This window comes from Lyngbya confervoides BDU141951 (assembly GCF_000817775.3).
Lineage (GTDB): Bacteria > Cyanobacteriota > Cyanobacteriia > Thermosynechococcales > Thermosynechococcaceae > Lyngbya > Lyngbya confervoides.
On sequence record NZ_JTHE03000044.1, the window covers coordinates 54,460 to 69,260 of the forward strand.

The window sequence follows — 14,801 nt, forward strand, 5'->3', positions numbered from 1 at the left end:
AGGGAGACTCCCATCGTCTCCCTCCACTGGGATGAAACATCATTGCTCAATCAGCAATGATCGAGGGTTCGGTCTTATTAGGTCTTATACAGGCGGACCCCGTAATCGCCGGTGCCAGCGGCACGGTTATAGTGTCGAATTTGAATCAGGTATTCGCCGGGATTCAGGTCCACCGCGATTTTAGGGTTATATCCCTGACCGCTGTCGTCATCCTCGGCCACAAGCTGGGTTGCATTATTGGGGCCGTACAGCTTCATGATTAGGTCGGTGGTACCCGTGGTTTCAATCACGTAGTGCCCTGCCGTTGCGGCTTGGAATCGAAACAGATCCTCTTCTCCCGCTTCCTTAATAGAAGCCGTTGTTGCCGGGATTTCCGTGACGTTTAAAGCCGTGACCGGGGGCGGTCCGCCGCGACCCGGGTACATCAGCTCGCTGGCAATAAAGGCCTTGTCCTGCGACGAGAGCGTGTCATTCGGTTCGGTGTGAAAGCCATCAAGGGTCCAGTCTGCTGGAAAGCTATAGAGCATAATGGACTGGGCATCAAATTCCGTGCCATTGACCTGGTCAGCACGATACTTGTTCAGCACGTTATGGCGAATGGTGGCTTCATCCCAGTTATTGGGCGGGCCGGATAAATCACGAATCACCACCGCTTCGTTCCAGCGAATGCCCTTATCCGGGTTTTGATGTTCGTGGGCCAGGCCAATGGCATGGCCAAACTCATGCAGGACGACGGCCTCGTCGAGCCAGCCAAAGTTCATGGTGGGGCTATTGCGGGGAACGCGCTTGGCATCGGTGCCCACGTAGGACCAGGCCCCATCATCGGCAAAGGCGATGCGAATGTCTGCATTGGGGGAGTCATTAAACTCAAAGGTGAGATTCGCGTGATCAGTCCACTGGACGGCATACTGCTTGACAACATTGCGTTGCGCATCGGTGCCCTCCATAAATCGAATCGAGAGTGTTGAACCATTGGGCCAGGCCTTCCCAATGGGCCCAATGGCGCGAGTCCCAAACTGGTTACGATGCGGTCGTCGCAGCTCAGAGGGCAAGATGCGGTCGAAGCATATTCTTTTGGTCATGAGTTTCTCCTTAGTCATTCGTACACAAGTCGTTCAGGACACGACAGCCGTGTCTTGAGTCAATGGGGACTTGATCGATGACGTATTCCAGGACCCAACTTCTGTGCGAGGGGTGAGGAGGATAAATATCCGTCAAAGAAAGAATATTAGGTGTAAATACTCTCTTCTCTATAAATATCAGGAGACCCCCCTGTAGCTCTGCCAAACTTATTGATTCCTTAAGAATTGCAGGGGGAAGCGAGACGTCCTCGTCGCCCAGGGCGAGGCCAGGGAATCGAGCCAGAGAAATTTAGCCAGAGAAAATTAGCCAGATAAAAATTAGCCAGAGAAAATTAGCCGGAGAAATCTCGCGCTTGAATTCAGGACTCGGGTCCCTCGACTGATGAATTTTGTCCTGCCGAAGATTGGCCCAGTTCAGCATCTCTGGCTTGCAGGGTTTTAATGTGGGCAAAATCTTTGGCTCCGGCGATCGCCGGGATGGCTTCATCGTAGAGGTCAAACCAGGGCAGACCGTAGCGGATGTAGGTGGCCACATCAATGGGGCTAGGCGTGGGCGCTTGTCCAGTGACGGCTGCGTACTGATCGCTGTTGAGGATATGAACGGTGGCGGTGGCGGTTTGGGTTGGGTCCCAGGTCGGCAAGCCATAGGGATCGCGATAGATTTTTTGGCGCATTTGACCACCGGCTCCCAATCCCATCGACGCTGAGGCCGCAGGTCTTGCCATGGCGAGGCCTGGGGGGATTGAACAGTCGGTGGAGGGTGGGGGTGGCGGCTGATCGGGAAAAATCCCAGGCTTGGGATCGTATACCTTGACCTGTATCCCCCCAAATTGCTCTTGCCCGGTGAGGGCCGCTTCGACGCTATACCCCTGTCCCAAGGGCATGGCTACGAACTGGCGGACGCTCTCTTCTTCCGTGTTAATGCCGTCCAGCCAGAGTTGCTGGGGGATAACCAGGTAATTTTGCGGCTGATCGCTCAGATCTCCCTGCTCCCAGGACTGTGCAGATACGGCATTGATCCGCCCGATCCCAATTTGCACGGCATTGGGTTTCCAGGTCTGTCCTTGGAAGCCAATCCACAGCGCCTCCCGCTGAAAGAGGCTGATCAAGAAATCCTCATCTTGCCAGAGGTGCCGCTGTTGGGGATTAATCCGCTGGTCCAGGCGATGGCGGTACTCTCCGACCCGATGCACCGGAAAGGTTCCCAGCCCTGGTGGCAAGGGATAGGTGTGACCATCATCGGGAATGCGCAGGGTGCGATGAAAGGTCAAACTACAGCGATCGCCAAAGCAGATTCGGTGGTGATTGAGGGTGGGCTGGAGCATGGGAGTCCGGAGGTGGGTGAATGACTCTATCCTAGGCCAGCGCCTGGAGGCGAAGATCCCCAGGTTCCACAGGGATAAGGAATCGGCACCAACGGGGTCAGGGCGTTCAGCATCCTCGGCTTGGGCGTCCTAGGGCTGGATTGGACAAGCTTCGCCTCAGAGCTCAAAGGTGGAAAACTCGTCGGCGGTGGTGGCGGAACGGGGCGATGGCGCCGCCGAGTGGGTGGCCTCTGCCAGAATTCCAATGTCCTGCTGCGCAATGAGCTGATGGATCTGAATTTGGGGATTTTGCTGCAGAATCGCTAATAGATTAATAAAGGCCATGATCGTGTTGCGCGGCGTTCGGAAGTAGGCATCGCCAATCCGCTGGGAACAGTGGGCCATAAAATCCTGAATATCTTTCGCCTGGAGCAGATCAGCCCTGGCTTGACCGTGAACAAACACTTGCTGAATCTTCGTAAGCAAGATGAATAGGTCCTCCGGCTGGAGATTGTGCAACTCCAGCACCGGCCCACTGTAGTCCACCAGTCCCTGGGACGCAAAGGGGTTGAGGCCCAGTCGAGTTTGCAGGGCCGGATAGCTGTAGAGCCCCCGACGTTTATCCCGGAGAAAGTCCGGGGTCCCCCCCAGTAAAAAGCCCAGGCCACTGCCATTGCCCTGCAGGGTATCGTTGAGGATGCGCAGAATCTGTTCATAGTTACCGCTGCGAGCCTGAGGATTGGAGAGCTTGTACAGGTTCACTAACTCGTCCAAACAAATTAAGCAGCCGCGATAGCCTGCCAGTTTAATCAACTGGGCCATTAGCTTGATCTGATCGTAGATGTTGGCATCCTCTACAATCGTGCGCACCCCCAGGGCCTGTCTGGCTTCTGTTTTGGTGCTGAACTCCCCGCGCAGCCAGCGAATGGCATGGGACTTTAGTCCATCGTCTCCGGTATCGTGCCCCCGCCAGTAGGCTTCAACCACCTGAGCAAAGTCGTATCCCCCCACCCACTCAGAAAGGTAGGCTAAGCGATCCTGAATGATGGCTGCAGGAGTGGTTTCCTGGGCTTTCGCTTCGGTCATTGCCGAAGTGACAAATCGCTCAACCACGCTGGCGATCGCCCCGCCCTCGGGTTTTGCCCGCGTGGAAAGATTACGCATCAGTTCGCAATAGAGCGATCGCGCCTGTCCGCCACTGGCCTGGAGGCGACGCTCCGGGGTGAGATCGCCATGGGCCGTCACCATTTTTTTCTGGAGTGCAATGGCGCGAATCAGGGTCAAAAAGAAGGTCTTTCCCGATCCATATTCTCCAATGATGAAGCGCATGCTGGATCCGCCTGCTTCAATCCGCTCCAGGTCCGTTAGCAGGGCTTCAATCTCCCGCGATCGCCCCACCTGGATATGCTGGAGTCCCATCCGGGGAACAACCCCAGCCCGCAACGACTGGAGAATGGCATCTCGCTCCTTTGGTTTAATGGGGGGGGCGTTGGCCATACCGCGCACTCCGGTAAAATTGATCGGTTTAAAATTAAGCGTTTTTAAGTGTAGCGTGATTTACCGCCTCCCTTGCCGGCGCGAGGCCGGGACCCCCACTCTTTGCCCCGGCCCGATCTGGACCTCCCTCTTGAACCCAGGGTCCCTGGCGGACAACCTAGGCAGCCTGCAAGGATTGATAGACCCAGTCGTTCACCGCAATGGGATCTTCTCCTTCGGTGAGGGGTTCATCGCAGTGATCAAAGGCCACATCATTGAGGTTTTCCAGCGCTCCATCCAGCATCAATCCCTGCTCCGCCGCAAGGGCTTCTAGCTCCGATCGTTGCCACAGAATCTGCTGCCCCATGGACTGCAGCAGTTGATGATGGAAGACGTCCAGGCCAAGGGCGCTGTTGATCTGGGGGAGGGCGCCCAAGGAAGAACCATCCCCTGGGGATTCCGTGTCCTCGGTGAAAATCTCTGCCAGTAGTTGGGCCGCTCCATGGGAGTCCTGGTGACGGGCCTGGAGAAGCCTGGCATCTAAGGCCAGGGCTGGGGAACTGGCTGGGGGCAAGTCGATTCCTGGCGGCGCGTCAGGGGTCGAGTCCGTCTTCGCGCTGAGATCAGCGAGATCTGGGGCAGGTGCGGTGGGCTCAGCAGTTGCCAGACCAAGCCGGATCTGGTGCTGCAGATCCTCCCATCTTGCTGCCTGGGGCGGGGGAGTTGGCAATTGATCCAGCAGGGAAATTAACCGCTGCTGCTCGTCCAGGGTCAGCTTTTTGAGTTTGGCAATGGCCCGACGCCAGGGGAGGGCACGATGCTGCCGGGCAATCCAGAGTGCCTCTAGCCGGACTTTCTCCTCAGATCGCAGCTTGAGGGTCTGAAACAGGGGCAAATTCTCCCCCAGGGGCTTGGAGGTCTCGGTCTGGGGCCGCTGCATCTCCAGGGCCGCCAGGAACTCCACCGCCGCGATCGCCACGTCCCAATCCGCTGAGGGGGCGGAAGAGTGGCTGACCTGGGAATCCAGCCTGAACAGGACCACCGTATGCCGGGCCTGAAACACCGTTCCGGTGGAGGCCAGATCTGGCTCAAACCCCACCCCAAAACCTGCCAGCAGTTGACGGAGCAGATCCGCCTCCTTTTTTTTCAGTTTGTCCACCCCGGCTCCGGCCCAGGGATGGATCAACTCCCGACCGGGCACCAGGGCCCAGGGCTGTTCTGCCAACCGCTGCTGAAGCCAGGTCTGCAGCGTCCGCACGGTCTCGTTCCCAAAGGCGGTCATAATTTCGGGGGGAAGCCAGGCCACCGCCGCCGGTGACCCGCGCCGGTCAGGGTTGCGGCCCAGGAATCGGCTGTAGGGATCTAGGGCATGGGTGACCCTCTCTAGCCAGGGCTGGAGAGGATCCCAGGTCTTGAGTAGGATCTCTACCTCCAGGGTGCGAACCACCTCCAGGGCAGGCGGCGGGGTCCATGGTTCAGATCTCGACGGTCCCAGAGAGTAGGGACTGCGATAGGTCAAAATCAAGGGGGGCAGCACCGGGCGGTCCGGGGGAAGGCGAAAGGAGGCCGGCGCGTGGATCATCAGCAGGGCTTCAAATTCTTGAGGGCACCGTTTGGCCGGCGTCCTGAGACTCGTGGTGGCGCCGCTGCTGCCATACCAGGCCCACAGTAAGCACAGGGGCAAGGTCTGATTTTGCTGGACCCGCAAGCCCAGAGCAACCCGCAGGGCCAGGGGCAACTCGTTTTGGGGCAACAGCGCCACCAGCGTCTCTGGTTGACAGGAACGCGCCAGCTGTACCTGACACAGTTCAAGGAGCTGATGGCACCAGGTGCTAACGGCTTCTATCCCTAAGTAGCAATGGTAGAGGCGCTCCAGTTCCAAAAGGAGGGTTAGCAGTTCCTCCACCGGATTGGACAGATCCGGGGGCTGGGCGAGCAGATGGAGAATCCGCGTCTCTAGACCGGCGATAAACGTCAAAATATAGCCCACGGGAATATGGGGGGCCTGTCGGCCCTGGGCCAGCCACTCTAGAAAACATCGTCGCTGCTGCGGGGAAAGGTCCGCATAGGCTTGGGGGGCCGCCGTCGAGAGCGGGACGGGACCCTCAATGGCAGCAGCCAGGGGAAGGCTGGGGTCAAGAAGAAAGGGGGAGCAGGCCGATCTAGATCTAGGGGCAAGTCCCTGGTAAATCAAGCCATCGGCCAGGGAGATTCCCTGCACCTGGCAAGCCTCTCCTGCCCGATACCAGCGGGCCGTCGGGGCCTTTTCCTCCGGCGGGGCGGCAGCGGTCAAGGGAGCAATCTCCCGAGGATCTATCTCGGCCAGAGGGGGGCGAGAGGGACGGGGGCGGTAGGTTTGGTCAAGCGTCCATAACCATTGCAGCCCTCGAATCAGTTGCAGCAGTCGATGCCAAAAACCTTTCAAAACGTTCATGAACCAGGGTTTTTACGGTTTCGTCCCTGCATTAAACCACGCTTATTGAGCTTCCGCGACCTTGCAGGCAGGGGAGGGAAATGAACCTTGGAAAAATCCAGGACTTCTATGGGCTGTAAAGGCGATCCGGCAAGCAGGCCAGCGATCGCCAGGCTTCCCTTCTCATTGCGATATTCTCAGTCCGGCTGCGTTTAGAAGGCTGCTTCTGCCGCAGCGGTTCAGAAGGTCCTCTTGCTGGATTGATTTGCTAGATTTTAGAGCGCAGATCGTTTAACGTCGGATTAATCACTGTCCCGCTTTGCTGTTCCTTCGTCGGTTCATCCGGTAACAAAATTGTGAATCCTACCGATACGACCCCCCAGCATCACTATCGTCATCTGCTGATTATTGACGATCTAGATGGGAGACGCACCATCATTTTAGATGCGGCGACCTATTCCATTGGTCGAGACAAGACCAACTCCATCGTGCTGAATTCAAAGATGGTGTCGCGACAGCATGCGATTCTTCTGCGGGTGACCTCCCCAGAAAACTCCACCCACTTTTTTCGACTCATTGACGGTGATCTTCAGGGAAAACGCAGCACCAACGGGCTATTGGTCAACGGTCGCAAGCTCTTTTCCCACGATCTCAAGCATGGTGACACCATTTTGTTTGGGAATGATGTTAAGGCAAAGTATTTCCTCACAAACGTCACAGATTCTGATTTTGAGCAGTTTTCCGAAGATCCCAACTGGTCCACCTTTCTGTCGGCCTCCCAAAGTCCCTTCGAAACCTTAATTCCCAGCAGTGACGAGCAAATGGAGGTGGCGAGTGAAGCCTCCATGGTCCGTCTGGCGTCCTTTCCCGAGCTAACGCCCAATCCAATCATGGAAATTGACCTCTCGGGCATGGTGACCTATCTCAATCCAGCGGCGGTGATGCAGTTTCCGCAAATCTCCAAGGAGGGGACCGATCACCCCATTCTGTCCGATCTGCTGCCGGCCACCCTCGAAACAGCGGGGCGCTCCACCCACTCTAATTTTTTTGTTCGTGAGGTGGCCATTGGCGACAAGGTGTTTGAGCAGTCGGTCCACTACATTGCCGAAAGCGATTTAATTCGGAGCTATGTGTCCGATATTACAGAGCGCAAGCGAGCCGAGGAGCAGCTCAGGCATCAGGCTCAGCGCGAAGCCATCATCAACCGCATTGTGCAGGCCATGCGCGGCACCATGGTGACCGCCGAGGTGCTGCATATTACGGTGGGGCTGCTTTTGGAGGCGCTAGATGCCAGCCACTGCATGATTGTGCAAACGGACTTAGAGGGAGGCCTGGGCAATCACTTCGTCAGCGTCACAGCAGAGCATCGAGAAGATTTAGTTCTGGCCAACGATTTATTTCTCCAGCACTTTCAGGATCGGCTGCAGGCTGGACAGCAGATCATGCTCACGCACTCGGAAGCTTCCCTGGGCTTAGAGCTGATCGCCGTCACACAACAGTGCCACATTCAGCTCATGCTGATTACGCCCCTGCTCTACCTGGGGCAGTATCTGGGCTCCATTAGTCTGCTGCAGTGCTCCGATACGCCCCATCCCACGGATCTCATCCAAAAGCGCTGGAATGCTGACGACCTAGGATTGGTTAAAACCATCGCGGATCAGTGCGCAATTGCCATTCACCAGGCGCAACTCTATCAGCAGGTGCAAGATCTCAATACCGATCTTGAGCAGCAGGTGCAAGATCGCACCGCTCAGCTCGAGCAAAAAATGCTGGAGCTAGAGCGGCTCAATACCCTCAAAGATGACTTTCTCAGTACGGTATCCCACGAATTGCGCACGCCGATGTCCAACATCAAAATGTGCATTCACATGCTGAATCAATTTCCTCTGGAGGACCGTCAGAAGCGCTATCTCGGCATTCTTGAGCAGGAATGTCAGCGAGAAACAGAACTCATCAACGATTTGCTGGATCTCCAGCGCCTGGAGGCTGGGGCTAATCCAGCCGCCATGGAGCCGATTGATATCACCCAGTGGTTGCCGAAGGTTCTGGAACCCTTTAAATCCCGCACCAGGGAACGACAGCAGATTTTGCGGGTTGACTGTGCGCCGGAACTGTCGGGGTTTCAAAGCGATCGCGTGGGACTGGAGCGCATTCTCGCGGAGCTGCTGAACAATGCCTGCAAATATACCCCTCAAGATCACGAAATTTGCTTAAAAATAGACTGTCTGGATATGGAAACGGCCACCATCCGGTTTCAGGTCACCAACGAGGCTGAAATCCCGCCCGCCGAGCTGCCGCGCGTCTTTGATAAGTTTTACCGGGTGCCCAATGCCGATCCCTGGAAGCAGGGGGGCACTGGCTTAGGCTTGGCACTGGTCAAGCGGTTGGTGGAGCAGCTTGAGGGCACCATTGCGGTGGATAGCCAAAGCGGTCTGACCACCTTTACGGTGGAACTGCCCTGTCAACCCGTGATGAAGGCCTCCTGAGGTCTCCCTACCGTTCCATAAACATGAGCCTGGATCAATTTTTATCCCCCCACTCCCAAGCCCGGCAGGGGTTATCCCGTCTTGACCAGCGCCTGCAGGCCTGGCGATCCCAGGGAACCCTGTTTCCCAATCCTCCCGCTGTGGTCCAAACCTGCCCCACCAACCTGGGCCGCCCCGATCTCGATGGCGTCATTTGTGGCGGCACCCTCGGGATTTTACTGGGGGCGGCCCTGGCGAAACGGGGATGGCGTATAGCGGTGGTGGAGCGGGGCATCCTCCAAGGCCGCGCCCAGGAGTGGAATATCTCTCGCCGCGAACTACAGGTTCTGCTCCATCTGGATCTCCTGAGCGAGGCGGATCTGGAGGCGGCGATCGCCACCGAGTTTAACCCCAACCGTATCCAGTTCCTCGGCGGCGATCCCCTTTGGGTGCGAGATATTCTCAATGTGGGCCTCAGCCCTCGTCGGCTTCTTGATCAAATCAAACAAACCTTTCTAGCCGCTGGGGGGCAGATCTACGAGCACCATACCCTCACGGGGGTACGCCTCCACCCCGATGGCGTCACCGCCCAAACCTCAACCCCCAACGGGGACCAGACCTTGACCACTCGCTGTTTGATGGATGCCATGGGACATTTTTCGCCCCTGGTGCCCCAGGCTCGGGCTCAGCAGTGCCCTGATGGTCTGTGTCTGGTGGTGGGAAGCTGTGCTCGGGGACTGCCCCCGATTGATTCCGGCGATCTCATGGTGTCCTTCACGCCGATTCAAAATCACTGTCAATATTTCTGGGAGGCCTTTCCAGCCCAGGAAGGGCGCACCACCTACCTGTTTACCTACGCCGACCTTCACCCCCAGCGCCCCAGCCTACAGCAGCTCTTTGAGGACTATTTTCGGCTCCTGCCCACCTACCAGGACTGTGATTTAACCCAATTTCAGCTGGTTCGGCCCATGTTTGGCGTCTTTCCCAGCTACCGAGATAGTCCACTCCAGCTTCCTTGGTCGCGCTTACTGGCTGTGGGTGATAGCAGTGGGCAGCAGTCCCCCCTAAGCTTTGGTGGGTTTGGGGCGATGCTGCGCCACCTCCAGCGATTGACCCAGGGAATTCACGAAGCTCTGGCGGCGGATGCGCTCCAGGCGGAAGATTTAAGGTTGCTCCAACCCTATCAGCCCAACCTGTCTGCCGCCTGGATGTTCCAGCAATCCATGAGTCCCCCGGTGAACCAGAATGTGCCCCCCCAGCAGATTAACCAGCTTCTGAACCAAGTCTTTCAAACCATGACGCAGCTTGGAGACCCGGTTTTAGAGCCATTTTTGCAGGACGTGGTTCAGTTTGGGGGATTGACCCAGACGCTGCTGACCTTAACGGCGCGATCGCCCCTGGCGGTGCCTCCAATTCTGCATCAGGTGGGACTGGCGAATTTACTGGCCTGGCTCCCCCACTACGGCCGGCTGGGGGGCTACAGTCTCCTGGCCCAATGGGCGCCAGCCGTGCAAGCCTGGAGTCGTCGTCTGCCGCCAACTGCTCGCTACCGCTGGCATCGTCGGGCAGAGGCGTGGGTTTACGGGGCAGGGCTAGAGGGGGATCTTGGCAGCCCAGAAGAGGCTTCCCAGTCCCAAAGCGGGGAACATTAAGCTAAGGTAGAGTCCACGGGAAATTCACTGGAAAGAACAGAATTTATAGCGTCGGCAGTGGTTTTCCCTCCCCCCGAGGCTGCTTCTAGGCCGAGGATTAGATGTTCTGGAATTGGAGTGTTCGCGATTGTGGTTGCTTTTGCGCTGTTGTCAAGGTTTCAATCCCCGCTACCGACCAGGATGACCCTCAACTTTGCCCTGGGCGGTTCGGTGCTCCTCTCCCTCCTGGCCCCTGCCTTTACCCGAGCAGCCGTGGCCCAGACTCCCCTGAACCCGACCCTGAAGATCGGTGTGGTGCAGCGGTTTGGAGAGAAGAAAACAGATAAGCTCATGATTCAAGCCATGCCAGGGGATCAACTCACCCTTGAGTTTCCCTCCCAGGGCAAGGCCCAAACCATTACGGCAAACCAGGTGGAATTTGATATTCAAATGAAGCCGTTTTCGGAGCCCCAGACGACTCGTCAGGTGGTGATTAGTACCCATCGCAGTTTTGAAAGTGCCGAAGCTAAGGGGAATGAACTGCGGACCCTGGGACTTCAGGTTGAATTGGCCCAGCCTGACCAATGGCAGGTGTGGGGCAAGCGCAGCTTTTACGTCACGGAGCAAAATCAGCTGTGGCTCCTCAATCAGGTGAAGGCTAGGGGGTTTCCCAATGCCTTTATTGCCCAAAAAACACGCACAGAGAAACCCCAGCTCAGCTGGACGAGCAACGGCTTTCGCTATCACCGTGATGCCGTCAAAATTAAATCCGGTACGGGCCAGTTTAAGGTCAACAGCGATCGCTTTGCGGGGACACTGAACTTCCAGAAAAATGCCTATGGCACCTATACCCTGGTGAATCAGGTGCCCATTGAAACCTACCTGCGCGGGGTGGTGCCCTACGAGATTGGTCCCCAGGCTCCCGACGCGGCCATTCAGGCCCAGTCCATCATTGCCCGCACCTACGCCCTCCGCAACCTGCGCCGCTTTAAGATTGATGACTACGAGCTCTGCGCCACGACCCAATGCCAGGTGTATAAGGGGTTAGACGCCGCCACCCCCCGAGTTGACCGGGCGATCGCCGCCACCCAGGGTCAGGTGCTCACCTATAACAATGAACTGGTGGATGCCCTTTACTCCTCCACCACCGGGGGGGTCACGGCCCGCTTTGAGGACGTATGGGAAGGGCAAACGCGTCCCTATCTTCAGGCCAAAATTGACGCAGTTCCCAATCAAGTTTGGGATTTAACCACCCGGCCGCTCTCCGAAGAAGCCAATTTTCGCAGTTTCATCAATCTTAAAAAGGGCTTTAACGAGGAAACCTGGAACCACTTTCGCTGGAGCCGCGACAGTTCGCTGGCACAGGTCAACCAAGAGCTCAAGCAATTCCTCACCTCCGAAAAACATCCCCTGGCCAACTTCAATCAGGTGAGCGATATCCAGGTCACCCAGCGATCGCCGGGGGGGCGAGTGCAGCAGTTGAGCGTTACCACGGACTTGGGAACGGTGCAGTTGACTAAGGATGAAATCCTGCGGGCGTTGGAGGGGCCGAACAGCTTACTGTTTTATGTGCAGCGGCAAACGGAGCCCGCTGCCCCCCCGGAAGCCGCTGCCGATCCACGCGAAACAGGGGATTTGCCCCCTACCTTAAAGGGGTTCACCTTTATCGGAGGCGGGCTGGGACATGCGGTGGGCCTCAGCCAGACGGGATCCTACCGTCTGAGCGATCTGGGATATTCCGCTGAACAAATCCTCAAGTTTTACTATCCGGGCACCCAGGTTCAGCCCTTGACCACCTCCGTGGTTTACTGGAGAGATCCCCTGCCTAGCGCGGCCATTGCGGCGCAGCCGCCTGCAGCCGATCCGATCCCGGCCCAGCCGATTCCCACGGCCCCCGTTGCCTCACCGGCGTCGAAGCCCGCCAGTACTCCCGAAAAGCCCGCGGAAAAGCCTGCGGCGGAGTTTTTAGGCATTAAGCTTCCCACGCTGGACTTTAGTGTGCTTTGGGAGTGGATTCCATTTTTTTAACCGCTGTAAGGCTGCCCCAGAGTGGTAACGTAGAGAACCGCTTCCTCTACGGGAATGCCCAGTAAATCGTTGACTTGATCATCGAAAAATCCCCCGATGCCGCTGACCCCCAGCTGGAGCTGCGTCGCAGCCAGGTTTAGTCGCTGGCCCAGGTGACCGGCATCTAAATGCAGGTAGCGGTAGGCGCGATCGCCATAGGCAGCAATGGCCGCGTGCAAATCAGCGGTGTGAAACACCACCACGGCTGCATCGCGTCCTAGTTCCTGCTGTAGACAGAGATAGTGCAGTTCCTGGCGAAAGTTTTTGAAGCGAATTTGCCGCAGCTCTTGGGCCTGGACAGCATAGTAATAGCAGCCAGACTCTAGGCCGCGCACATCGATGACCGCCAAAAAGGTTTCCACCAGACTGAGATCAAAGTAGTCTGGGGACTCCTCTAAAAGCTGATCTCGATAGTCTTCCGGATGGTAGGTAAAGTTGAGGAGGGCCGCTAACTCATCCAGGTGAATGGAGGCGCCTGAATAGCGGCGGGTTGAGCGCCGCCGTAGCAGGGTTTGGGTCAGATCCCTTAAGCCTTCCCCCCAGTCCAGGGGTGGGGAGGCCACCGATATTTTCAAGCCAAAGGGGAAGTTGTATTTATCCCCCCAGGCTGAGGGATTGCGCTCGGGTTGGGCCGGGTTGGCGTAGGTGACCTCCCTGGACCGGATGGCCGTGGCCCGATGACAGTAGCGCAACAGTTCTCCATCCGGGATGTCTGGATAGTCATAAAAACTCAGGGAGGGGAGCGCTGTTGGGGCCAGGGCCAGGTTTTGTTGAATGTCGAGCAGATCAGCCAGAGCTGCTACGGTAACGGCACCCTCCTGGGCTTCATCTAAATAAAGCAGATCATTGAGACGTTCATCCTCGAAGCCCCCAATTAAATGCACCCGATAGTCCTGGAGATTGGCAGCTAGTTCCAGATTTCCCAACAGATGACCACTGTCCAGGAAAATTCTGCGGTAGGCGCGATCGCGGTAGCGCCAAGCGGAACGTTCAAAGACAGCGGTGATGACCAGGGCCAGGCCACAATGGGGGAGAACCGGATGCCAGAGGCAGGCGGCTTCTAGATCCGACCAAAGGTAGCTATCCCAAAACCGACACAGACCGTGATCTTGGACTTGATAGTTGTACAGTCCCGCCGGTAAAAAGTCATGATTGCGCACCAGCAGATAGATCTCCGCCGGATACAGTCCCCCCGCTGAAGGAGCCGATCGCAGGTAGAAGGGATTATCGGGAAAAGGCACCACGCCGGTGATCCCGTAGCTGAGATAGAGCAGTCGCGAAAGCCGATACAGCTGAGCCTGTTGGGGATCCTCGGGCGCCTCCATGGATTCCAGGTAGGGGCGCAGGTCAACTTGGACGCCAATGGGGTAGTGCTTAGCAGGCGTTGGCTGCTGACTAAAGTCTAGGGGATGGGAAGCCTTGGCGAGGGTGTCAGGATGGTACTTGGTGCGCTGGTGATAGTGCTGACTGATGGACTGAGAATGGGAGGTGGGCTGTTGGGGCATCAGGGTCGACGAAGAAACTCAACACGGTCGCGCTTTAAAATCACATCATACTGCTGGAGGAAATCCTGACCCAAGAGCCCCATTCTTAACTCTTGACCGGCAATGGCCACCGGAACCTGGCGCAGGACCAGGCCCCCCACATCTACGGATTGGAGATAAACAATCGGTAGCCTTGTGTAGCCGTTGGCAGTGGAGAATGTGGCCGTTTGCACCACATTTTCGGCCCGAATCCCTAGATCGCGAGCCATATCTTGAGTAATTACCGTGACGCTGGCCCCCGAATCTAGCAGCATGTCGTAGGACTGTCGACCATTAAAGGTGGCATCAATCACAATCACTCCATTCTCCCGGCGTTTAATGGGCACCTGTCCATGGGGACGATTCACCCTGGCCTGGGGAGAGGGGGGGCTATCCACTTGCTCAAGCCTCTGCAGCCGGGATCGGTAGTCCTCCAGCGCAGTGCGCTGCTGGGGGACTCGGGGGATTAGCTGGTCAATGATGCCGAGGGCGCCAGACCAATTTTCCGCCGCCACAGCCTCCTGTAACTGCTGGTTGAGGGCTGCGATGGAGGGTTGCCCCCAGGCCTTGGGCGTCAGGATCAGGCCCCAAAGCCCCAGTACAATAGCAAACTTCCCCAGCGCTGGGTGCCAACGCGACGAGGGGGCTGATCCCTGAACTTGATCCATGGTCTAACGGGAGGTTGGCGGAAATACACACGATTAAACGGCAAGCCCTTTGGGACCCACTTCTCCTCAACATTATAGGAATCTGGTCCAGGACTGCGCTGCGTGAAAGTACCAGATTGAGGGGAAATACCCCTACCGAAGGGGGGAAGTCCGACCTCGGTGGACGGACCGT

Annotated in this window: 9 protein-coding genes; 3 read left to right on the forward strand and 6 right to left on the reverse strand. The window is 57.2% G+C overall.

What is annotated here, in order from left to right; all coding sequences use genetic code 11:
* Window positions 1-77: 77 nt before the first annotated feature.
* The 4 genes from QQ91_RS07295 to QQ91_RS07310 all read right to left on the reverse strand — a co-directional run bounded on the left by QQ91_RS07295 (window position 78) and on the right by QQ91_RS07310 (window position 6,296).
* Window positions 78-1,082: a M12 family metallopeptidase gene (locus QQ91_RS07295; protein WP_201277038.1), complete on the reverse strand. Its 1,005-nt coding sequence runs from the start codon at window positions 1,080-1,082 to the stop codon at window positions 78-80.
* Window positions 1,083-1,441: 359 nt separating this feature from the next.
* Entirely contained in the window at window positions 1,442-2,407 is a 966-nt protein-coding gene (locus tag QQ91_RS07300) for a hypothetical protein (RefSeq protein WP_166274510.1), read from the reverse strand.
* A 156-nt stretch (window positions 2,408-2,563) separates the two neighbouring features.
* Complete coding sequence (locus QQ91_RS07305) at window positions 2,564-3,883, reverse strand: ATP-binding protein (RefSeq protein WP_166274512.1); 1,320 nt, start codon at window positions 3,881-3,883, stop codon at window positions 2,564-2,566.
* Between the two features lie 157 nt (window positions 3,884-4,040).
* Window positions 4,041-6,296, reverse strand: a complete 2,256-nt coding sequence (locus QQ91_RS07310; RefSeq protein WP_166274514.1) for a TerB N-terminal domain-containing protein — start codon at window positions 6,294-6,296, stop codon at window positions 4,041-4,043.
* A 335-nt stretch (window positions 6,297-6,631) separates the two neighbouring features.
* Between QQ91_RS07310 and QQ91_RS07315 the strand changes: the two genes are divergently transcribed.
* The 3 genes from QQ91_RS07315 to QQ91_RS07325 all read left to right on the forward strand — a co-directional run bounded on the left by QQ91_RS07315 (window position 6,632) and on the right by QQ91_RS07325 (window position 12,399).
* Window positions 6,632-8,761 carry an ATP-binding protein gene (locus QQ91_RS07315; RefSeq protein ID WP_166274516.1) on the forward strand — a complete coding sequence of 710 codons (2,130 nt, stop codon included), beginning with the start codon at window positions 6,632-6,634 and terminating at the stop codon, window positions 8,759-8,761.
* Between the two features lie 23 nt (window positions 8,762-8,784).
* Window positions 8,785-10,392 (forward strand): NAD(P)/FAD-dependent oxidoreductase, encoded by a 1,608-nt coding sequence (locus QQ91_RS07320; RefSeq protein WP_166274518.1) that lies wholly within the window; start codon window positions 8,785-8,787, stop codon window positions 10,390-10,392.
* Between the two features lie 129 nt (window positions 10,393-10,521).
* The gene (locus tag QQ91_RS07325) at window positions 10,522-12,399 is read left to right on the forward strand and encodes a SpoIID/LytB domain-containing protein (RefSeq protein ID WP_250833285.1); all 1,878 of its coding nucleotides are present in this window, start codon (window positions 10,522-10,524) and stop codon (window positions 12,397-12,399) included.
* Here the strand turns inward: QQ91_RS07325 and QQ91_RS07330 are convergent.
* Both QQ91_RS07330 and QQ91_RS07335 read right to left on the reverse strand, forming a co-directional pair.
* Window positions 12,396-13,943, reverse strand: coding sequence for a SagB/ThcOx family dehydrogenase (locus QQ91_RS07330; protein WP_166274522.1), 1,548 nt, complete (start codon window positions 13,941-13,943; stop codon window positions 12,396-12,398). The two genes, QQ91_RS07325 and QQ91_RS07330, sit on opposite strands and share 4 nt — an antisense overlap.
* Entirely contained in the window at window positions 13,943-14,629 is a 687-nt protein-coding gene (locus QQ91_RS07335; protein WP_201277039.1) for a retropepsin-like aspartic protease family protein, read from the reverse strand. Before QQ91_RS07335 ends, QQ91_RS07330 begins: the two co-directional genes overlap by 1 nt.
* Between the last annotated feature and the right edge of the window lie 172 nt (window positions 14,630-14,801).